This is a genomic window from Vibrio sp. A8-1, from assembly GCF_013048685.1.
GTDB classification, from domain to species: Bacteria; Pseudomonadota; Gammaproteobacteria; order Enterobacterales; family Vibrionaceae; genus Vibrio; species Vibrio metschnikovii.
Map to the genome: position 1 here is coordinate 147,650 of NZ_VHTC01000006.1, position 22,583 is coordinate 170,232.

A 22,583-nucleotide genomic window follows, 5' to 3' on the forward strand; every position below is an offset into this window, starting at 1 on the left:
CACGAAATAAAATCAATCTGTCATCCACATCATCCCGCACTCTTAGGCTCTTAAAGGAAAACAAAAAGAAATAACCATTTTTTTGAACATTTTTCTATTATTTGGGAACTCTTTGTTATTCATCCAGTCTGACTTAGTGTAGTTGGTAGAGCATTCAGAGTTTTACGGCCGTCGAACTTTCTTGGTCACTGGCAACTACACGATACCGATACGACTTGAAGGTTGAGCGAATCCCGTCGATGCTTCAAGTGGCAAGGTAAATGCTGCTTTTTCCTTATTAACTCCTATGTTTGTATCCGCCCAGTTCATTTTGTTCTGGGCTTTTTTTTGCACCTCATACCGCTAATGGCTAAGAAAGCGTATAATGCTCTGCTGACTTGTTAATACCCCATGAATTCATGAAGCTCTCTCATAGCCCAATCACCCAGCATCGCTTTCAAGGTGTGGATTTCTATTTAAAACGTGATGATAAATTGCATCCACAATTTTGCGGCAATAAAGCGCGTAAATTTCTTGGTCTACTCGAATTGGAAGCGCCGGCGATCACCACTTTAATTAGCTATGGATCCGTGCAAGCCAATTCTTTGTATTCACTGGCAGGACTCGCAGCGATTCGTGGTTGGAAATTAGAATATTATGTTCATCGGATCCCTAAGTGGCTGCAACAACGGCCAATCGGTAACTATCGGGCCGCGCTCGAACTGGGTGCGCAAGTTATCAGCACTGAAGATCCAGCTATCTCACATCCCTATGATTACATCGTTCAACAACGTAAACCGGATCAAGATTGTCTATTTATTGAAGAAGGTGGTCGATCACCTTTAGCAGAATATGGCGTCAAACAGTTAGCACTTGAATTACTTGAATGGATTCAACAGCAGCCAAAACAGCACTGGATTATCGCTTTGCCATCAGGCACCGGAGCGACCTCGCTCTACCTACAAAAGGCACTGCAACCTCATGATATCCAAGTGATTACTTGCCCTTGTGTCGGTGGTGCGGACTATTTACGCCAACAGTGGCAACAACTCGCAGATACCCTTTATCCAACGATTATCGAACCTTCGCGTAAACATCACTTTGGCCATTTATATCGCGAGGATTATCAAATTTGGCAGCAGCTCTATGAGCAAACTCATGTTGAGTTTGATTTGCTGTACGACCCATTGATGTGGCGCTGTTTACTTGATTGGCTACCTAATCAGCAACCATGTTCATTGATCTATATTCACCAAGGCGGGTTGTTAGGTAATGAAAGTATGTTGCCTCGTTATCAGCGTTTGTGTGGGGAATAAAGGATAGAACGAGAAAACGTCTGCCGCCGACAGAGATACTGTGAAAGCAAAAAAGTAGAAGCTGCAGTTTGATGGGGTAGCATACCAACGGTTACCCATCTAACTGCAGCCTCAACGGACAAGCTCATGCCCCTCAATTTAGGTCGCTAATCTATCCTGTGGTTTGGCTTTCGGTAACCCGATCGAAATCAAGGTGGTCAGTAACAAGAAAGCAAAAGAAACCCACAAGCACGCGGCTAATCCCCACTCTTGAAATACCCAACCAGATAAAATGGTGCCAATCAAGCGCCCCATCGCATTGGCCATGTAGTAAAAACCAACATCCAATGACACGCCATCTCCCTTGGCATAACTGACAATTAAATAAGAATGCAAGGATGAGTTAACCGCGAAAATCGCACCAAACAGTAATAATCCACCGATGATGACCATTTGCGGATGCCATTGAACGTGAATACTGTAAGCAATCACTCCGGTCACTAAAGCCAATAAGGCGGCCCACCCCATGGCGGAACGTCCATCCGGCACTTGACCAGAAGCACTACCGGTGATTTTCGGCGCAAACCCTTGGATAACACCATAGCCAATGACCCACAAGGCTAAAAATCCACCCACGGCACTGTGATCCCAGCCAAATACACTACCAAGATAAATCGGTAAAGCGATCACAAACCAGACATCACGGGCTCCGAATAAGAACATCCGCGCCGCCGATAAAATATTCACGCTACGTGATTTGGAAAAAATTTCTGAAAATTTGGGTTTATTTTTGGCTTTGCCAATATCGGCTTGTAGACTAACGATGCTGCCAACAAAGACGGCCAATAATACGCCAGCCATCGCCAGCACTGCATATTGAAAACCGATCAGCGAGAGCAAGACACCACCAAGGAAAAAACCAGCGCCTTTCAACGCATTTTTTGACCCAGTCAGAATAGCTATCCATTTATATAACGCCCCTTGTGCATCATCTGGCAGCAACGTTTTAATGGCACTTTTTGCGCTCATTTTATTGAGATCTTTGGCAATACCAGAGAGCGCTTGTGCTGCCATCACTGACGGGATCGTCAACCACGCGGCAGGTACGGCTAACATTAATAAAGCGACGATTTGCATCCCTAATCCAATATTCATGGTGCGATTTAAGCCAAGCCTTGCACCAAGCCAGCCACCAATTAAGTTGGTCACCACGCCAAAAAATTCATAAAACAAAAATAACGAAGCGATCGCTAACGTCGAATAACCTAAATCATAAAAATACAGCACCACCAACATGCGCAATGCGCCATCGGTAATGGTAAAATTCCAGTAATTGAACGTCACCAGCATATATTGACGAACATTATGATTGAATTGGGACAACATGGATGATCACTCTTTTTGAAAAAGAGCTGCATCAATGCAGCTCTTACTAGGGGGTTATTGACCGACAAACTGATGAATATAATCGACCTGATCCGCTTTAGTGAAAGCACCTGGACGCAAAGCCTGCACCTTGGCAATGATCGTTTCCAGTGGCCAGCCCTTCTCAAGCAAAACATGAGCGGCTAATAATCCCGTACGACCCGAGCCCCCCATACAGTGCAACGCCACTTTATCACCATGACCTAAGGCTTTATGTACTAAAGGCGCAATGTGTTGCCAGCGAACATGGAACGCTTCATCCGGTGCACAATCATCAGCGATTGGGGCATGTAACCAAAGTAGCCCGGCTTTCTCTACCTCTTCTGGCAATTGGCCAACGCCATGTTCTTGCATCTCTTGTTGGCTCAGCGCGGTCACCACAACCGTGACTCCTTGCGCCTTTAATTGTGCGATACTTTCGGTCAGCGCCGTTTGTTTTGTGCCCGGACAAGGCGTGAGGATCAGCCCCGCTTGATCGGTAATCGGCAGTTCCCAAGTTGGATGTGTCATTGTCTTTTCCTTATACTGAGCCAACGTTACGCACCAGTTCAGCGGTACGCGTTGCGTAGCCCATTTCGTTATCGTACCAAGCGTAAATTTTCACCATACGTTTACCCACTACCATGGTTGATAGCGCATCAACAATCGTTGAACGCTGATCGCCTTTATAGTCAATCGATACCAATGGACGTGTTTCAAAGCCTAAAATACCTTGCAGTTCATTCTCTGATGCCGCTTTAAGCAAAGCATTAACCTCATCAGCGGTGGTATCACGTTTAACATCAAAAATAATATCGGTCAGTGACGCATTAGCCAGTGGTACTCGTACCGCATGACCATTAATTTTGTCTTTCAGATCAGGGAATATTTCGACAATCGCGGTTGCCGAACCAGTCGTTGTTGGGATAAGGCTCATCCCACACGCACGAGCACGGCGCAGATCTTTATGCGGCGCATCTAAAATGGTTTGCGTATTGGTTAAATCGTGAATGGTCGTAAATGAGGATTGCTCGATGCCTAATTTTTCATGGATCACTTTAACAATCGGTGCAATGCAGTTGGTCGTGCACGATGCCGCCGTAACAATTCGGTGTTGATCTGGGTTAAAAATATGATCGTTAACACCGACGACGATGTTCGCTACACCCGGCTCTTTTACTGGAGCGGAAACGACGACTCGCTTAACACCTTGAGCAAGATACAGATTAAGTAACTCCGTTTTACGATGTTTACCCGTCGCTTCAATCACCACATCACAACCTGACCAATCTACGGCATCAATGGCTTTTTGTTGAGAGGTTTGAATCTTATGTTGACCAATCATGATGCTGTCGCCATCTGCCAAGACAGGGTGATGCCAACGACCTTGCACAGAGTCAAACTCCAATAAGTGTGCCAACGTTGCCGCATCGCCAGCTACATCATTGATCTGCACAAATTCCAGCTCTGGCCAATCATAAGCCGCGCGCAATGCCAAGCGGCCAATTCGGCCAAATCCGTTAATTCCTACTTTAATCGTCATGATTTATTTCCTTAATAATGATCCGTTCATCCGTGTGACTTGAAAGCCCTTCAAGTCACACGGAATAATTAAGCACAACATGTTGGCCGAGATTTCATCGCCGCCAATCGCGCAATATCAAGCTGATATTCAGTTCGTAAACACTGAGAGTCGACTAAGCCTTGGATCTGTTTTCTCATCCAGCCAGGTAGCTGATCAGATAAGTGATAAAATACCCACTGACCTTGACGGGCATCGACGACAACGCCACTCGCCCTTAATAAAGCAAGATGGCGCGATATTTTGGGTTGGCTCTCTTCTAATGCCGCGGTTAACTCCGCAACGCAGAGGTTCTGTTCACGAGCGATCATTAATAAACAACGCACTCGGGTTTCATCAGCCAACAGTTTAAAAAATTGATGAGGTAGCATAAGTCTATTACCTTATATGGATATTCGCATATCTTAACTGCGTTCTAATCGCTGTCAATGGTAATCCAGCCGTTGTCATGAAATTTTCATATTCAAAAAGATCATCTTGTTGATGTCATCAGAGCGTCATCCCCCAGTGCTAATCTGCGCTGACTGACCGAGAAACCGGGTTATGCCACACCCCCACCGCTCCCCTCTGTCACATGATTGTCATATAACTTCCATTTTACTGTCATACAAACCACCCAAAATCCGTTTTAGTTAAACCAAACACAACCGCAATTTGAAGGCATGATGCCATAGCGGTTAACAATGTGAATGAACGAGGGAAATACTATGAAGTTTGGACGCAACGCGCTATTGCTTGCCTCAACCATCGCCACGGCTATCTCAGCACCTGCAATGGCTCGTGAAACTATCCAAATTGCTGGCTCATCAACTGTGCTGCCATTTTCATCAATCGTTGCTGAAGAGTTTGGGCAAACTTTTGCTCAATTTAATACACCGATTGTTGGATCAGGTGGTTCGGGCGGCGGCCTTCGCCAGTTTTGTCAAGGCGTTGGTGTCAACACCATTGATATTGCTAACTCTTCTCGTGCTATCCGTCCTAATGAGCTTGCAAACTGTAAAGCCAACGGCGTGAATGAAGTCATCGAAGTGAAAATCGGTTACGACGGTATTGTCTTTGCTTCACGCACCGACAGTGGCAGTTTTGCACTAAAACCTGAACATGTATTTAAAGCAGGCGCAGCGCAAATTCCTCAAAACGGTAAAATGGTTAATAACCCTTACACCAACTGGAAACAGATTGATCCTTCACTACCGGATCAAGATATCTTATTAGTGATCCCTGGATCTAACCACGGCACCCGTGAAGTGTATGAAGAAAAAGTTGTCCACCCGGGTTGTGCAACGTTTGCTGAAGTCAAAGCCATGGATAGCAAAGCCAAAGAAAACTTCTGTAACGCGATTCGTACCGATGGACGCGTGGTGGAAGTCGCTGGTGACTATACAGAAACACTGGCTCGTCTCGATGCACAGCGTAACGCATTAGGTGTTTTTGGCCTCAGCTTCTATGACCAAAACCGTGACCGCCTAAAAGTGGCAACGGTCGATGGTGTCACTCCTAGTTTAGAGACCATTTCAACGGGTGAATATCCGGTTTCTCGTCCTTTATTCTTCTATATCAAAAATGCCCACGTTGGTGTTGTCCCTGGCCTACTTGAATACGCTCAATTCTTCGTCAACGAGCAGATTGGTGGCATGGGTAGCCCATTAGAAGAAGCTGGCCTAATCCCAATGGATGACGCTGAGCGCGCGCAAGTTTCAAACGACATTCGCAACCGTAAGACTTTATAAATAAAGTAATAATTCAGTAAGAGAGGCATTAACGTCTCTCTTACTATTGCTTTTAAAAGGTAATCACAATTATGAATAATATGATGCTAATGGTGGTACTACTGGCAGTCATGGCTCTGGCTTATCAGCTCGGGCTAGTGCGCAGTAAAAGAGTGGCATCAACCAGCAGCGGGCAGACTCAACGCTTGCATTCTCGTCCAGTTTATCACGGTGTATTGACCCTACTTTGGGCTGTCGTACCCGCTTTTTTAGTGTTTGTTTTATGGACGACATTTTCCCCTAATTTCATTCAAAACTTAGTGCTCAGCAGTATCCCCAGCGAGTTTCAACCCGCTACCGCCGATCACGCTCGTGTATTGATGAACCAATTGAATAACTTAGCCAGCGGCTTTGCCGTAGTCAGTGAATTCAGTGATTATCAAATCGCAGCAGCTGAGTACCTACAGCAGGTACAATTTACCAGTCACGTTATCTTAAGTAGCTTAATGGCGACTTTAGCTGCGACAGGCGTCGTCTTTAGCACCCGTCGCATTCGCCCTGATTTACGTGCTCGTAACCAAGTTGAACGTGCGTTGCACATCGTACTTATTCTCTGTTCTGGTGTAGCCATTCTGACGACGATTGGTATTGTGCTGTCGATGCTGGGAGAAGCCTTTCGCTTTTTTAGCTTTGTTGACCCACTCGATTTCTTTTTTGGTACGACATGGAATCCACGCTTCTCAACCGTAGGCACCAGCGGCCAAAGTGGTTTTGGTATGCTGCCGCTGCTAGCGGGAACGTTCATGATTGCGCTTATCGCTCTTGCCGTCGCCATTCCAGTCGGTTTGATGGCCGCGATCTACTTAGCCGAATATGCCCCAAGTCGAGTTCGCTCTGTGGCAAAACCGATTATCGAAGTGCTGGCAGGGATCCCAACCATTGTCTATGGCTTCTTTGCCTTGATCACCGTCGGCCCTTTTCTGAGTGGAATAGGCGAAATATTAAATATTGATATTCGTGCCACGTCAGCCCTAACTGCAGGGGTCGTGATGGGGTTAATGATCATCCCGTTCATCTCTTCTCTTTCCGATGACATCCTCACCCAAGTTCCTAAAGCCTTAAGAGATGGCTCGCTGGGTCTCGGAGCGACAAAATCAGAAACGATACGTAAAGTCGTCCTGCCCGCAGCGCTGCCGGGCATTACCGGAGCCGTACTACTCGCCGCCAGCCGTGCGATTGGCGAAACCATGATTGTCGTGTTGGCTGCGGGCAATAGCCCGGTCTTAACCGCTAATCCTTTTGAAGCTGTATCGACGATGACCGTGACAATCGTCAATCAATTAACCGGCGATTTAGATTTCTCTAGCCCGCAATCACTGGTGGCTTTTGCCTTAGGGTTAACGCTGTTTGTGATTACCCTGTTTCTTAACGTCATTGCGTTAGTCATCGTACGTAAATACCGCGAACAATATGAGTAATTTCATGGACAGTATTATGCCAACTTCAACTCAATCAATGAGCGATACGAATAAGCTACGTGAGAAAACACAACTGCGTATTGCAAAATCACTCAAAAAACGCCATGCCAGTGAACGTCGTTTTAAAGCGTTTGGTATGGGAGCTGTTGGCTTAGCCCTCAGTTTTGTATTGATCCTGTTTGTTTCCGTTTTTTCCAAAGGCATTCCTGCTTTTTGGCAGGCGACGGTAAGTTTGAACGTTTATTTCGATCCTGAGGTAATCAATATTGAGCCGAAACCCGTTCAGCTCAGTGGCGAATCCGCAGGTGAATTTCAACAACGACTACTCGCTTGGCAAGGTCAAGTAGGCATGGTCAATTTCAACCGCATTATCGTCAATAGTTTAGCCACAGAAATACCGGAAGCGCCCCGCTATCAACGTGATGCATTACGCTTAATCACCAGTGGTGAACGTTTCGCACTGCGCGACATGTTAGTCAATGACCCGTCATTGGTCGGTAAAACACTACGCTTAGATTTATTGGCCGATGCGAATGTCGATGTGTGGTTAAAAGGCAATATTGATCGCGATTTACCCGACTCGCGCCAGCAATTAAGTGCTCGCACGCGTGCTTGGGCTGATGAACTGGCAGACCGTGGCGTGATTCAAAATAAATTTAGCACCGCTTTATTTATGAATGTCGACTCACGCAGCTCGTTAGCGTCGGCTGGCTTAGCGGGGGCATTTATGGGATCGGTATTTATGATGCTGATCGTCATGGTGCTCGCGGTACCGATTGGGGTAGCTTCCGCGATTTATTTGGAAGAGTTTGCGCCGAAAAACAAACTGACGGATTTTATTGAAGTGAACATTAATAACCTCGCCGCCGTTCCTTCAATTGTGTTTGGTCTACTCGGTGCATCGGTGTTTATTTTATGGTTTAAACTACCGTTATCCGCACCGTTTGTCGGCGGTTTAGTGTTAACTCTGATGACACTGCCAACGGTGATTATTGCAACTCGTTCAACCTTAAAAGCGATTCCGCCATCGATCCGTCAAGCAGCGCTAGGTATTGGCGCATCAAAAACTCAAGCGGTATTTCACCACGTGCTGCCGCTGGCTCTTCCAGGAATTTTAACCGGCGCGATTTTAGGTATCGCACAAGCATTGGGCGAGACCGCACCGCTGTTATTAATCGGTATGAACTCGTTTGTTGCCAGTATTCCAAGTACGCCGATGGATCAGTCAACCGCTTTGCCAGTACAAATTTTCTTATGGCAAGGTAATGAACTCCGTAACTTCTTTGAAGCAAGAACCTCTGCTGCAATCATCGTATTGCTAGCATTAATGATCAGTCTGAATGCGTTGGCCATCTGGTTACGTCGACGCTTTGAAACACGGTGGTAACCCAACATGATAAGTGAAGCAGTAATGAATAAACAGCCGATGATTAACCCTGATATTGTGCGTAAAGCATCGTCATCCACTGCGGTAAAAAGTACCAAAATGGCCGCCCGTGATGTCAAAGTGTTCTATGGTGAATCACAAGCCTTGCATGGCATCAATATGGATATTGTAGAAAATGAAGTCGTCGCTTTTATCGGCCCTTCCGGCTGTGGCAAATCGACCTTTCTACGTTGTTTAAATCGCATGAATGACACCATTGATAGCGCACGCGTTGAAGGCTCTGTCACCTTGGATGGGCAAGATATCTATCACCCTAGCCTTGATGTCGTACAACTCCGTGCGCAAGTGGGGATGGTATTTCAAAAACCGAATCCATTCCCAAAATCAATCTACGAAAATATTGCTTATGGGCCTCGTTTGCACGGTTTAGTCGATAATAAAGCCGACTTAGAAGAAATTGTTGAAAACAGTTTACGCCGTGCAGGACTGTGGAATGAAGTCAAAGATCGCCTTTCTGCTCCAGGGACAGGGCTGTCTGGTGGTCAACAACAGCGCCTTTGTATTGCGCGCGCGATTGCCGTCAATCCTGAAGTTATCTTAATGGATGAGCCTTGTTCGGCACTCGACCCTATTGCGACCTCAATCATTGAAGATTTGATTGATGAACTGAAAGGCAGCTACACCATCGCGATGGTCACGCACAATATGCAACAAGCAGCGCGCGTCTCCGATAAAACCGCATTTTTCCACATGGGTAATCTCGTCGAGCTTAATGATACACGAGAAATATTCACCAACCCGCGTGATAGCCGCACGGAAGATTACATCACGGGTCGCTTTGGTTAATTAACAACTTTTCAGGAGAGATTTATGCCAACTCATCGTATTGATGGGCACACCTCACACAGTTACAACAGCGAATTACGCTCGATTGTCGATTCTGTGGTTAATATGGGCGACTTAGTGATAGAACAGGTTCGCCACGCACTCAATGCCTTCATGACTGGTGATACTCGACTCGCTAAACAGGTAATAGAAAATGATCATCAGATCAACCTGCTCGAGCTAAATATCGACCAAAAATGTGTGGATATTCTCGTCAAACGTCAACCTGCAGCGCGAGATTTACGAGCAATTTTTTCCATCATGAAGGCAATCATGGATTTAGAGCGGATTGGTGATCAATCAAAACGCATTGCCAACGCCGTATTGCGTTTAAAAGATCAGCATCCAGGAAAGAAAAATTACTTTGAGGGTATCGAACTGCAAGAAGATGAGTTCGAACAAATCAACGCTCACGTGATTAATATGCTACAAAAATCCATGGATGCGTTTCATGATATGAATGCCGAAGCGGCCTTAGAAGCCGCAATGTTGGATAAGCATATTGATAACAGTTATAGCGAGATTTTACGCCAAAACAACCAAAACATGCTGCTTAATTGTACTCATTTCCAAACTATCTTAGAGATCACTTGGATAGGCCGTGCCGTGGAGCGAATTGGCGATCATGCACGCAACGTTTGTGAATATACTATCTACTTTGTCAAAGGTTTAGATGTCCGCCATAAGACCGACCAAGAGATGGCTGAACTACTGGCTAAAAAGTATTAGTTCTCTCTGACTCGACGAACGCACTCAATCTGAGAGCTCTGAGAAAAACAGCCATTTCTATACCGAGATGGCTGTTTTTTATTGAGGGAATAATCCATAACGCTGCTCTATTCGGCAGCGACCAATCGATCGGGTGATTAATTAAACCAATGACGAGTTCGATTAGCAAACCAGACTAAACTTAGCATCACGGGTACTTCCACCAGCACGCCAACCACCGTTGCCAGCGCTGCGCCAGAATGTAACCCAAACAGAGCAATCGCCACCGCCACCGCTAATTCAAAGAAATTAGAAGTGCCGATCATGCATGCTGGCGCGGCAATATTATGTGGTAAATCGATTTTCTTAGCGGCGAAGTAAGCCAACGCAAAAATACCATAGGTTTGAATCAGTAGAGGAATCGCAATTAATACAATCGCTAACGGTTTAGAGAGAATGGTCTCGGCTTGAAAACCAAACAACAACACCACGGTTGCCAACAAACCAATTATCGACCAAGGTTTCATCTTTGCGGTAAAAGCGTTTAATCGGGAATGATCATTGCCTTTATCGAGTTTTTTCCGCGTATAAATCCCAGCCAATAATGGGATCAATACATAAAGTGCCACCGAGAGTAATAACGTGTCCCAAGGGACGGTGATGTCGGTCATCCCCAGCAAAAGCCCTGCAATAGGCGCAAAAGCGAAAATCATGATCACATTGTTTACCGACACCTGAACTAAGGTATAGTTTGCATCACCTTTGGTTAATTGACTCCACACAAACACCATCGCCGTACAAGGTGCAACACCCAGTAAAATCATGCCAGCAATGTATTCATTGGCGGTTTGTGGATCGACCCAGTTCGCAAAAAATACCTTAAAGAACAACCAACCTAAAAATGCCATGGTGAACGGTTTAATCAGCCAGTTGATCACCAAAGTCAGTACCAGACCTTTGGGCTTTTTGCCGACATCTTTAATCGAAGAAAAATCAATTTGCACCATCATTGGGTAAATCATTAACCAAATCAGCACCGCGATAACAATATTCACCTGCGCATATTCAAAGCGAGCAAATATCGCAAAGACATCCGGCGCTATTGAGCCAAGCGTAATACCAGCAATGATCGCTAGCCCCACCCAAACGGATAAGTAGCGCTCAAATAATCCCATGTTTTCTCTCCTAGACATTTTCGATTGATAAAATTTCAATAGCTAAAAATAACGCATCATCGGTGATTGGCTTAGCCATTATTGAGATGATGCGCGAATACGTATTGATTCTCACTGGTGAGCAGAGTGCGCCATTTGACTCAGCGCTTCAATACCGACTGGTTCATTGACCAACATCGGTACTAAGGCAATACGTTGGGCGTAATCCTTAACCTGTTTTATTTGCTGGCATTCTTGTTGCGCCCGTTGCTGGAGCAGTGGAGACTGAATAGTCGCGACCGACAAGGCATTATTGACTATCCATCCCCAAGGATGAATGCCGGCTCTGACTAAATCGTCTTGTAAATGTTTGGCTTCTAAGACGGGAGTGGTTTCAGCCAATGTCGCAATCAATACCTTGGTTCTTTTCGGATCTTGCAACTGCATTAACGGAGTAGTGAAACGCTGATTATCACCCATTTTTTTGGCAATTTCTTTATGATAAGCGCCTGTCGCATCGAGGAGCAATAACGTATGTCCCGTCGGGGCCGTATCCATCACCACAAAGCGCTGCGCGGAATCGCGAATCGCTCGAGAAAAAGCCTGAAACGTGGCAATTTCTTCCGTGCAAGGAGAACGGAGATCTTCTTCTAACAAGGCTTTTTCTGCGGCTGATAGGTTTTTGCCTTTCGTCGCTAAGACATGCTGACGATAACGTTCGGTCTCTTCTCGTGGGTCAATGCGACTGACTTGTAGATTAGGTCGCTCACCTTGTAAGGTCGCTTGTAAGTGAGCGGCCGGATCGGAGGTAGTGAGATGAACATCGAAACCTTTATTGGCTAGCCCAACCGCAATCGACGCGGCTAAGGTAGTTTTACCCACTCCGCCTTTCCCCATCAGCATAATTAAACCATGTTTATCCTCGGCAATATCATCAATCATATTGGCCAAAGTTGGCGACTCAAGCTTGATTTGGCTGATTTGAGTGGGCATCGTCTCCAGAATAGACTCCGTTTGTAACAGGGAAGCTAATGCCTTAATACCGACCATATTATCCGCTTTAAGATCAATGGTATCTGTGCTCAAACCTTGTAAAATCTCAGGCAATGCTTGTAGTGCCGCTTGCTCTCGTTGTCTGATGGATGCCGCCAGAGGATCCTGACGCGCGGCGGACTCCGGCATTCGCCCATTGACCACTAAACACTGCTGCTTAATACCCAGCGAATACAGCTCTTGGTAGGTACGCGCAACCTCTTCTAATGCACTGCGCTGCGCTCTGGCGACTAAAATTAAGCGCGTTTGCTTGGCATCAGCAAGCATACTCACCGCATGAGCATATTGCTCACGCTGTTTTTCTAACCCCGCCATCGGTCCCAAACAGGAGGCACCCTCGGGATTAGCTTCAATAAAACTGCTCCACGCGCCGGGCAATTGCAGCAAACGGATCGTATGGCCTGTCGGCGCGGTATCAAACACAATGTGATCAAAACGTTGCGCAAGCTCTGGATTGGTCAGCAAGTCGGTAAATTCATCAAAAGCAGCGATTTCTGTTGTACAAGCCCCAGATAGCTGCTCTTCAATACTGCGTAATGCATCACTAGGCAATAGGCCTTGCAATGGTCCGACAATGCGCTGACGATATTGCTCAGCCGCTTGCTGTGGATCTATTTCAATGGCGGATAAGTGTTCAATTTGTGTGATCGCGGTGATTTGATTACCAATCACTTGATTAAAGACTTGAGCCACATTAGAAGCGGGATCGGTACTCACTAACAACACCCGCTTACCTTGCTCAACTAAATGCAGCGCAGTGGCACAAGAAATTGATGTTTTGCCGACCCCACCTTTACCGGTAAAAAACAGATAAGGGGGTAAATCATTTAGAAATTTCATCGCCTTCTCCTAACAACAGCCGGGTGATTGACAACCTTTACTTGAGTCGCTTTGACTAGTGAGCATCACTAAGTCAAACCATTGTGCTAGCTCGTCTCGGGTCGGATAACGTCCTGATAGCACTAATTGCTCATCAAGGATAAACGCGGGTAAATGCTCAACCCCTTGTTGCTCAAGTAAGGTTTTGATTTGTGGCTGGGTAGCAAATGCCATCGGATCATGGGCCAAATTAAAACGTTTTATCGTTACATCTTGTTGTTTTAACCAATCCAGATCAGCTGAAAACTGGATTAACACTTGATCAGCATCGACGCCACACACTCCGCTACTGCAACACAGAGCGGGATCATAAATATGTAAGCTGTTCTTTTTGGCCGTTAAGCGATTAATTTTCATCGGTAGATTAACCTTATTAGCAACAAACGATCCGAATCATGAGTGGCGCTGCTAGGCTAAGAATTGAGCGCTATCACATTCGATTTTTCAGATATATGGTAAATCATATATCTTATTTTGCGCTCGTCAAGCACAACATGTTGAAGTCGTAATCAAGCTAGCAAAGTGAAGTGTTGCAGAAACATCGATGAATGGAAAACGTAAAAATGGCACCTTACTTGCCTCTTGATGGGGGTCAGGAGCGGGCGTAAATAAGGTGCCATGCAGTTATTCAGTTAGATTTACTGTTTATCTCTTGTTGCCATTGGCATAGTTGGATCAAAGCGAATAGCGCTTGCTTTTCTGAACGAGATTGGCATACCGCTAAGCGTTGTAAGTAGTATTCTGTTAATGGCTGCGGGTGAACAACAGACCCCGTTTCAATAGGTTTGCTTGAGCGAGCAACAGCTGATGTGGTTGGCATTATGGTATCCTCTTCTGGCTTGGGATATCTTTAGTATGCTAGATTTAAGGAAAAGAAAAACTGACAGGATAATTTATTTTACATCCTTATTTAAAAATAAATCGAATGACTCATTGACACCGTCAATACACAATGGACTGAAAAAGCCCATGAAAGTTTTAAATAGACCATAAGATGGCTCTTAATGGAAAACGATCTATCATTACCCCCTTAAATAGGGAGCAAAAATTTAAAAAGGAAACCTATTTTGTCTATCCTTAATTTATATCGTTATTACTTACGCTTCGATGGTTATAGGATAGAACAACCCATCAGTGCTACGTTAGAGGAGGTTGCCAATCGATTATGCAGTAGCCCGCGCTATACGCGTGTCTTGCTACAACAAATGCAGCAACAAGGCTGGCTCTCGTGGCAGCCTAAGGTTGGCCGAAATAAGCGCTCAACGCTGTGTTTATTGCAAGATCCTGAGCGGCTCAAAGAACATCTAGCCAGTGACTGTCTTTTGCGTGGACAGTATGACAAAGCCTTGGATCTGTTAGAGCAAGATGAACAGGTTTTTGCTCGGCTATTACAGCAAACATCCGGGGCTTCAATGCATGAAGGGCGCTTACATATCCAATTGACCTATCGCCGCCCCTTTCAAGCTCTGCTGCCCCATCATCCACAACGTAACAGTGAACGCTTTTTAGTGCGACAGATTTACGCTTGCTTGGTCCGTTGTGATGCTGACGGACAAGTACATCCGGAACTGGCTCACCATTGGCATTATGATGCTGAGAATTATCAGTGGCGCTTTTATTTACGCCCAGATCTAACGTTTCATGACGGACAAATGATCGATGCGCAAAGTATTGTCGAGCTCTTTTCACACTTAAAATCCTTACCGAATTATCAGCATGAACTTGCTCATTTAAAACGCATTAGTGCCCCGCATCCGCGGGAAATACTGTTTGAATTCACCGTCCCTGATCAAAGCTTTGCAGGTCTGATTAGCGGTGTCAGTTATTCTATTCAACCGGTTAAACAGCTTCAGCAGTCCAACTCCAACGTGATCGGCAGTGGTGCATTCAAAGTTTATACTCATACCGATAAGCAATTAGTACTGCATGCTTTCAATCGATACTATGGTTGCCGTTCATTATGCGATCAGATTACTATCTGGCTATTCGACCAAGATGTAACAACTGCAACCGACGCCATTCCTCACGCTGGCCGAAGCTGCCAATATTACGTATCGGCAGAATCCCCGAACATTGAAAACCAACAAATTAATCAATTCTCTCGCCAAGAAGAGGGGGCGATTTTTTTATTAAATAATCACCACGCTAACCTACCGCTCGACGACCAACAACGCCAATGGTTACTTAGCTTGCTTGAGTCAAACTGGTTATTGAGCGATATAGCGCACTCAAACCTCACTCCCGCGGATCATTTATTGCCTTGTTGGACCAAGTTATCTCGATTCCCCGCCACTCAGTGCCCATTACCGACATCAATGACGATGGCCGTATACAACTACGTGACATTGATTGAGTGTGCTGAAGCGATAGCTAAGCGGTTGGCTGATCACGGTATTCAAGTCATCATCCACAGTTACGACTATCAAACCTTGCAACAAAAAGCAGCACAGGGAACTCTCAATGAAACCCTAATCTTGAGCAGTATTAACTTAGATGATAATCGTCATACCAGTGCCTATCAGTTTCTTTACAGTAACCCGCTGCTTCACCATGCGCTGGATGATGTGGCCAGTAAATGGCTACGTCAATCGTTAGCGGATATACGTGCAAACGTCTGTATAGAGCAGTACCTTGTGGTATTAGAGCCTTTGGTAGCAACTTTGATCCATCATGGTGTTTTGCAACCACTCTATCACGAGCAACAAGTGCTACGTTTCCACGATTTAATTAAAAATGTTGCTTTAACCACCTGGGGGTGGCCTGAATTAAAGCAGGTCTGGACTAGCCGTTAGACGATTAGCCCAACGTCTGATGATTGACCTTGGGCTATTCGATTAGCGTGTTTGAGGGTAATATTTTTTCTTCATCCGTAGCGCGACGTTGACTAAAGCAATCAGCACAGGCACTTCGACTAATGGCCCTATCACGCCCGCGAATGCTTGATCTGAGTTTAAACCAAAAACAGCAATAGAAACGGCGATAGCGAGTTCAAAGTTATTACCCGATGAAGTGAAAGCAATTGAAGTATTTTGATCGTACGGGATACCTAATTTTTTACCCACGAAAAAACTAACAAAAAACATCACCAAAAAATAGATAACTAATGGAATAGCAATACGAATCACATCCATCGGTAACTGGATGATCATTTCACCTTTTAAACTGAACATTAAAACAATGGTTGCTAATAGCGCAATTAAGGTTATCGGTGAGATACGTGGAATAAAGACTTCATTATACCAACGCTCGCCTTTAGCCGCGACCAACCACTTGCGGCTCAGAAAACCCGCTAAAAATGGAATACCTAAATAAATCAAGACACTTTCTGCGATATCCAACATCGTAATATCAACAGCAAAACTATCAAGACCAAAATAAGGCGGTAATACAGTAATGAAAAGCCACGCCATAAAACTATAAGTAACGATTTGGAAAAGGCTATTTAACGCTACCAAAGCAGCACCATACTCTTTATTACCACCACTAATATCGTTCCACACTAATACCATGGCAATACAACGCGCTAAACCAATTAAAATTAATCCGACCATGTAACCGGGATAGTCACGTAAAAAGAAGAGAGCTAAAGCAAACATTAAAACCGGCCCAACAATCCAGTTCATCACCAAAGATAAAGTAATCGCACGCTTATCACGCGTCACTTCACCTAATAATCGATAATTTACTTTCGCCAATGGCGGATACATCATTAAAATTAAACCTATCGCTAGAGGGATATTGGTTGAACCGACGGACATGCTTTCATTCCACTGGGCAACTTGTGGAAATAAAAATCCCACCGCGACACCAAACCCCATAGCGAGGAAAATCCACAGCGTTAAATAACGGTCTAAAAAACTCATTTTTTTAGCAGCAGGCGTCTCTGCACAAGTAAATACTTCGCTCATTATTTTAATCTCATTGTATTATTGATTCGTTTCTACTTTAACGACTTAACGCAGACGCGACATTAACTCGACTCAATCATAGAATTTATCTATCTCAGATTCAGGTGTTTGACGAGCTTACCGCTTATCTATAACGCTCAGTCTTTTCGATATCGTGAAATAAGCTCGTCAACTGATGCACGGTTGATGAGTAATGGTTTGACTCTCTTTTGCTATCAGTGATCGATTGTTTTCCATCGACATCATTAATACCTCACGCATCCAATTCGGTAATTGTGGATTAATTTGGTAATAGACCCATTTACCCCGCCGCTCATCAATCACCAAACCGTTTTTACGTAGCTCGGCTAAATGACGAGAGACTTTGGGTTGACTGAGAGAGAGTGCGGTCATTAAATCACACACGCACAGTTCTCGATGCCGACTTATTAGTAATAATGATTTAAGCCGAGTCTCTTCAGCTAATGATTTATAGAAGGTTAACGTATCGCACATAACAAACACATATGAAAAATCAGATGCGTTTGAAGTTAAGGCTTTCGAAGCAAAAAGTCAAAGATCAATGCTGTTTTTTTCCTTACTCATTGGCAAAAAGTAAAAAGCAAAACACCGTCTTAACGGTTTCCTTGGTTGACCTTCAGAACAGCAATGATTAAGATCACATTTCTAAATGGCCAATAGGAGATTCCGTGCATGTCACTTACGCCGCCCTAGAACAATGACCACCTCTCAATTCACACCTTTTATTTACCTATTTATAGAGAAAACAGATGTTACAGAATATTAAGCGCGATTGGTTATCCAACGTGCGAGGGGATGTTTTAGCTGGTTTAGTGGTTGCGCTAGCACTGATCCCAGAAGCAATTGCTTTTTCAATTATTGCTGGTGTTGACCCCAAAGTGGGTCTATATGCCTCTTTTAGTATGGCGGTGGTTATTGCCTTTACTGGCGGACGCCCGGGAATGATTTCTGCTGCAACGGGCGCTATGGCTCTATTAATGGTCACGCTGGTTAAAGAACACGGCCTAGAATATTTATTAGCGGCGACACTGCTCACTGGAGTATTACAAATTGCCGCCGGTTATCTAAAACTGGGGAATTTAATGCGCTTTGTATCGCGTTCAGTGGTCACCGGTTTTGTTAACGCCTTAGCAATTTTAATTTTTATGGCTCAGCTTCCAGAGCTAACCAATGTCACCTGGCATGTCTATGTGATGACTTTAGCTGGCTTAGGCATTATTTATCTTTTCCCTTATGTACCCGTCATTGGCAAAATGCTGCCTTCTCCGCTGGTATGTATTATCACCTTAACCATTATCGCTATTAGTTTTGGCATCGATATTCGTACCGTCGGTGACATGGGGGATTTACCCGATACACTGCCAATTTTCTTGTGGCCTGATGTACCGCTTAACCTAGAAACCTTACTGATCATCTTACCTTACTCTGCTGGCCTTGCTGTCGTCGGTTTGCTTGAATCGATGATGACCGCCACGATTGTTGATGATCTTACCGATACCGACAGCGATAAAAACCGCGAATGTAAAGGCCAAGGTGTGGCCAACATTGCCACTGGCTTTTTAGGTGGTATGGCTGGCTGTGCGATGATTGGTCAATCAATTATTAATGTTAAATCCGGTGGTCGAGGCCGTCTATCGACTTTTGTCGCGGGTATACTACTACTTATCATGGTGGTTTTTCTTAGTGATTGGTTAAGCTTGATCCCTATGGCAGCTCTAGTCGCCGTAATGATCATGGTCTCCATCGGCACCTTCTCTTGGAGCTCAATTAGAGATCTTAAATCGCATCCACTTTCGACCAATATTGTCATGATTTCGACTGTGATTGTGGTGGTCATGACCCACAATCTTGCGATTGGTGTTGGAGTTGGCGTGCTATTAGCTGCACTATTCTTTGCCAATAAAATTGGCCGCTTTATGGTTATCAAGAGCGACTTAGTAGAAAATGGCAGCCAGCGTACTTATCGTGTTGTTGGGCAAGTCTTTTTTGCCTCGTCAGATCAATTTATCAACTCATTCGACTTCAAAGAAGCATTGGATCATGTCACCATCGATCTCTCTGCAGCACATTTCTGGGATATTACTGCCGTCTCTTCCCTTGATAAAGTGGTGATTAAATTCCGCCGTGAAGGGGCTGAAGTAACATTAATCGGCATGAATGAAGCAACAGCCACCATTGTCGACAAGTTCGGTGTTCATAATAAACCCGAAGAAGTGGCAAAACTGATGGGCGGTCACTAAGGAGCAAAGCATGACAAATATTATTGCCTGTATCGATGGAGCGAGCTATTCACAGTCCGTGGCGGATCTGAGCGTTTGGACAGCGAAAACCTTGTCTGCGCCACTCACTCTACTGCATGTGCTCGATAAATCCGATCGAGAAATTGCCATTGAATTATCCGGAAACATTGGACTAGGCAGTTGTGAGCACTTACTACAAGAGCTGGTCGAGCTGGATGAAAAACGCGCCAAAGTAGCATTAAGACACGGAAAGGCCTTACTCAATGAGTTAGAAGCCAAAGCCCTTGAGTCTGGTTTTACTGATCTACAAAAACTGCAAAAACACGGTGACTTACTTGAAACTTTGTTGGACATGGAAAAAGATATCCGCGTCCTCGTGGTCGGCAAATCTGGTGAGGTGAACCAAAGCAATACTAAAGCCGTTGGTTCACAATTGGAAAGTGTGGTTCGCACCATTAAAAGTCATATTTTAGTCGCGACCGGGGACTTTGCAGCGCCGCAAAATTATTTGTTAGCGTTTGATGGCAGTGAAGTGAGCCAAAAGCTGGTTGAAAAAGCGATCAATACTCCGCTACTCAAAGGGCTGACTTGTCACTTAGTGATGGTCGAAGACTCAGATGAAAAAGCGACCGCGTTTGCTAACGCAGCGGAAAAGTTGCGTACTCATGGCGTCAATGTGGTGGAAGCCAGCTTAACCGGTGACGTGCACCGCGCGATTCTCGATTACCAACAGCATCATCAGTTGGGAATGATTGTGATGGGCGCTTATGGTCACTCAAAACTGCGTCAGTTTTTTGTAGGTAGCAACACCACAAAAATCATCATTGAATCCAACGTCCCGCTGCTTTTGATTCGTTAACTTTCAGTCGTACAACAAAAAGCCCTAACTCTCTGTTAGGGCTTTTTTTATCGAGAAGCAACGGTATTCTTTCGACTTTCGGTATATGCCGTTATTGGCTCTTTATTTGGCTTTTGCTTTTCTGGGTTCGCTCATTAATCCCTTAATCAGTGACACCGTCGCGACCAGTAAGACAATGGTAAACGGGAAACCAGTTGTGACCGCCATCGCCTGCGCTGCGGCTAACCCACCACCTAGCATTAATGCAATAGCGACTAAACCTTCAAAGGTACACCAGAAGATACGCTGTGGCGTCGGCGCATTCACTTTTCCGCCTGCTGCGATAGTATCAATCACCAATGACCCTGAATCTGAAGAGGTGATAAAGAAGACCACGACCAAAATGATGCCAATCACCGACGTAATACTCGCCAACGGCATGGCATCCAGCATCGCAAATAACTTAACGGGTAAATCAGCGCCCATCACTGCTTGATAACCATCATTAGCGTATTGGCTAATCGCTGTGCCACCAAAGGCTGTCATCCAAAATGCACAGACCGTCGATGGGATCAACAACACACAAACAATAAATTCGCGTACCGTACGACCACGCGATACTCGCGCAATAAACATACCGACAAATGGTGACCAAGAAATCCACCACGCCCAGTAAAACGCCGTCCAACCTTGTGAATAATTCACATCTTCGCGACCAAATGGCATGGCTAATTCAGGTAGGTATGTAACATAAGCAACAATATTATCGAAAAATCCCGTTAAAATCGCTAACGTCGGACCAACAACAACGATAAACAGCAGCAATAAGGCGGCTAGGCCCATATTGATTTCTGATAAACGTTTAACACCACTATCTAGCCCTGCAACGACTGAGATCAATGCTAACGCGGTGATCACAATGATCAATACCACTTGTGTAGTATCAGTTAAGGGGACATCGAATAAAAAGTTAAGTCCAGTCGCTGCTTGAGACGCTCCGTAGCCTAAGGAAGTGGCTAAACCGAACACGGTCGCTACCACCGCCAAAATATCGATCACATGCCCTGTCCAACCCCATACCCGCTCACCAAAGAGAGGATAAAAAATTGAACGCATTGTCAGTGGTAATCCCTTATTAAATGAGAAAATGGCTAACCCTAGTGCCAGTAATGCATAGATTGCCCATGGGTGCAGCGCCCAGTGGTAAATCGTTGCTGCCATACCTAATCGACGAGCCGCTTCGGTATCTCCCATTGCACCGCCCAGTGGCGCCCAATCGGTACGTAAGCCATCTTCTATGGCTGCGCCTGATAAGGAACTGCTAAAGTGTGACATGGGTTCTGACACACCAAAGAACACCAAACCAATCCCCATTCCTGCAGCAAATAGCATAGCTAGCCAACCAGCGTAAGAATAGTCGGGTACCGCGTCAGTGCCACCAATACGCACTCGGCCTAATGGCGATACCACCAAACCTAAACACACCAAGACAAAGATATTGGCCGATAGCATGAAAAACCAATCTAAATGCGAGGTCAGCCAACCACGCATATGTAAAAAGACAGGTTCTACTTGCTCGCGGAAAATCAAAGTCGTAAATACAAAAATAATGATTGCTAGCCCAGATACGGCGAACACTCGGTTATGAATGTCTAAGCCAAAAGGCCCAACCGATAACACCACATTATCTTGGCCAACGGTATAGTCCGTATCAATTGGGTTAACCTTACCACTTGGGCGCGGGATCCCACCGTTATCACTACTCACATTCCTCTCCTCTCACTACTGTGCCTTTTGATACTCCAAATCAAATAACAATACCGGCAACACTAGAGGTGATGAGAAGGGATTTCCCATCACCTCTGTTTATACCCTTTCGACTTGAAGCTGCAGCGGTGTTGGCTACCTGCAACTCCAAGTGGTTTGGGTATATATCGTAAGCGTTCACCGAGGTATCTTGACTTACCATGCCTGAAGAAGCATGTGCAGTTTATAGATCAAAAACGTTCGGGTACGGTTTCTTCTCAACGACTGACGTGATGATTTCACTCAGAACTGACATT

At 45.0% G+C, this 22,583-nt stretch carries 20 protein-coding genes; 9 read left to right on the plus strand and 11 right to left on the minus strand.

The window, feature by feature from the left end; genetic code table 11:
• Positions 1–398 precede the first annotated feature (398 nt).
• The gene (locus FKN93_RS05175; RefSeq protein ID WP_170904621.1) at positions 399–1,295 is read left to right on the plus strand and encodes a 1-aminocyclopropane-1-carboxylate deaminase/D-cysteine desulfhydrase; all 897 of its coding nucleotides are present in this window, start codon (positions 399–401) and stop codon (positions 1,293–1,295) included.
• A 138-nt stretch (positions 1,296–1,433) separates the two neighbouring features.
• On the opposite strand, the gene arsJ is transcribed toward FKN93_RS05175, so the two are convergent.
• The 4 genes from arsJ to FKN93_RS05195 form a co-directional block, all read right to left on the minus strand.
• Complete coding sequence (gene arsJ / locus FKN93_RS05180; protein ID WP_170904622.1) at positions 1,434–2,660, minus strand: organoarsenical effux MFS transporter ArsJ; 1,227 nt, start codon at positions 2,658–2,660, stop codon at positions 1,434–1,436.
• A gap of 54 nt (positions 2,661–2,714) precedes the next feature.
• Positions 2,715–3,209 (minus strand): cyclin-dependent kinase inhibitor 3 family protein, encoded by a 495-nt coding sequence (locus FKN93_RS05185; protein ID WP_154167841.1) that lies wholly within the window; start codon positions 3,207–3,209, stop codon positions 2,715–2,717.
• 10 nt (positions 3,210–3,219) lie between these two features.
• Positions 3,220–4,221 (minus strand): ArsJ-associated glyceraldehyde-3-phosphate dehydrogenase, encoded by a 1,002-nt coding sequence (locus tag FKN93_RS05190; RefSeq protein ID WP_158138584.1) that lies wholly within the window; start codon positions 4,219–4,221, stop codon positions 3,220–3,222.
• Between the two features lie 68 nt (positions 4,222–4,289).
• Positions 4,290–4,631: a metalloregulator ArsR/SmtB family transcription factor gene (locus tag FKN93_RS05195; RefSeq protein ID WP_161425230.1), complete on the minus strand. Its 342-nt coding sequence runs from the start codon at positions 4,629–4,631 to the stop codon at positions 4,290–4,292.
• Positions 4,632–4,967: 336 nt separating this feature from the next.
• Between FKN93_RS05195 and FKN93_RS05200 the strand changes: the two genes are divergently transcribed.
• The 5 genes from FKN93_RS05200 to phoU all read left to right on the plus strand — a co-directional run bounded on the left by FKN93_RS05200 (position 4,968) and on the right by phoU (position 10,448).
• Entirely contained in the window at positions 4,968–5,990 is a 1,023-nt protein-coding gene (locus tag FKN93_RS05200; RefSeq protein WP_072669632.1) for a substrate-binding domain-containing protein, read from the plus strand.
• Between the two features lie 71 nt (positions 5,991–6,061).
• Positions 6,062–7,447 carry a phosphate ABC transporter permease subunit PstC gene (gene pstC / locus FKN93_RS05205; RefSeq protein ID WP_170904623.1) on the plus strand — a complete coding sequence of 462 codons (1,386 nt, stop codon included), beginning with the start codon at positions 6,062–6,064 and terminating at the stop codon, positions 7,445–7,447.
• 16 nt (positions 7,448–7,463) lie between these two features.
• Entirely contained in the window at positions 7,464–8,834 is a 1,371-nt protein-coding gene (gene pstA, locus FKN93_RS05210) for a phosphate ABC transporter permease PstA (protein ID WP_170904624.1), read from the plus strand.
• Between the two features lie 24 nt (positions 8,835–8,858).
• Positions 8,859–9,680, plus strand: coding sequence for a phosphate ABC transporter ATP-binding protein PstB (gene pstB, locus FKN93_RS05215; RefSeq protein WP_208855678.1), 822 nt, complete (start codon positions 8,859–8,861; stop codon positions 9,678–9,680).
• A gap of 24 nt (positions 9,681–9,704) precedes the next feature.
• Positions 9,705–10,448 (plus strand): phosphate signaling complex protein PhoU, encoded by a 744-nt coding sequence (phoU, locus tag FKN93_RS05220; protein WP_040904226.1) that lies wholly within the window; start codon positions 9,705–9,707, stop codon positions 10,446–10,448.
• 137 nt (positions 10,449–10,585) lie between these two features.
• Here phoU and arsB (FKN93_RS05225) read toward each other — a convergent pair whose 3' ends face one another.
• The 4 genes from arsB (FKN93_RS05225) to FKN93_RS05240 form a co-directional block, all read right to left on the minus strand.
• On the minus strand, positions 10,586–11,602 hold the full coding sequence (gene arsB / locus FKN93_RS05225) for an ACR3 family arsenite efflux transporter (protein ID WP_004395019.1): 1,017 nt from the start codon (positions 11,600–11,602) through the stop codon (positions 10,586–10,588).
• A gap of 111 nt (positions 11,603–11,713) precedes the next feature.
• Positions 11,714–13,474, minus strand: coding sequence for an arsenical pump-driving ATPase (gene arsA / locus FKN93_RS05230; RefSeq protein ID WP_004395018.1), 1,761 nt, complete (start codon positions 13,472–13,474; stop codon positions 11,714–11,716).
• Positions 13,475–13,483: 9 nt separating this feature from the next.
• Positions 13,484–13,870, minus strand: coding sequence for an arsenite efflux transporter metallochaperone ArsD (gene arsD, locus FKN93_RS05235; protein WP_040904225.1), 387 nt, complete (start codon positions 13,868–13,870; stop codon positions 13,484–13,486).
• A 271-nt stretch (positions 13,871–14,141) separates the two neighbouring features.
• A complete protein-coding gene (locus FKN93_RS05240; protein ID WP_004395017.1) occupies positions 14,142–14,333 on the minus strand; it encodes a hypothetical protein in 192 nt (63 codons plus the stop codon).
• A 247-nt stretch (positions 14,334–14,580) separates the two neighbouring features.
• On the opposite strand from FKN93_RS05240, the gene FKN93_RS05245 reads away from it, so the two are divergent.
• Positions 14,581–16,305, plus strand: coding sequence for an SgrR family transcriptional regulator (locus tag FKN93_RS05245; RefSeq protein WP_004395016.1), 1,725 nt, complete (start codon positions 14,581–14,583; stop codon positions 16,303–16,305).
• A gap of 42 nt (positions 16,306–16,347) precedes the next feature.
• Here the strand turns inward: FKN93_RS05245 and arsB (FKN93_RS05250) are convergent, their stop codons facing one another.
• Both arsB (FKN93_RS05250) and FKN93_RS05255 read right to left on the minus strand, forming a co-directional pair.
• Positions 16,348–17,421: an ACR3 family arsenite efflux transporter gene (gene arsB / locus FKN93_RS05250; RefSeq protein ID WP_004395015.1), complete on the minus strand. Its 1,074-nt coding sequence runs from the start codon at positions 17,419–17,421 to the stop codon at positions 16,348–16,350.
• A 168-nt stretch (positions 17,422–17,589) separates the two neighbouring features.
• Positions 17,590–17,916, minus strand: a complete 327-nt coding sequence (locus FKN93_RS05255) for a metalloregulator ArsR/SmtB family transcription factor (protein ID WP_040904224.1) — start codon at positions 17,914–17,916, stop codon at positions 17,590–17,592.
• Between the two features lie 275 nt (positions 17,917–18,191).
• Between FKN93_RS05255 and FKN93_RS05260 the strand changes: the two genes are divergently transcribed.
• On the plus strand, positions 18,192–19,682 hold the full coding sequence (locus FKN93_RS05260) for a SulP family inorganic anion transporter (RefSeq protein ID WP_004395014.1): 1,491 nt from the start codon (positions 18,192–18,194) through the stop codon (positions 19,680–19,682).
• Between the two features lie 10 nt (positions 19,683–19,692).
• Positions 19,693–20,541, plus strand: a complete 849-nt coding sequence (locus tag FKN93_RS05265; RefSeq protein ID WP_170904625.1) for a universal stress protein — start codon at positions 19,693–19,695, stop codon at positions 20,539–20,541.
• Between the two features lie 102 nt (positions 20,542–20,643).
• Here the strand turns inward: FKN93_RS05265 and FKN93_RS05270 are convergent, their stop codons facing one another.
• Positions 20,644–22,287, minus strand: a complete 1,644-nt coding sequence (locus FKN93_RS05270) for a BCCT family transporter (protein ID WP_004395012.1) — start codon at positions 22,285–22,287, stop codon at positions 20,644–20,646.
• Between the last annotated feature and the right edge of the window lie 296 nt (positions 22,288–22,583).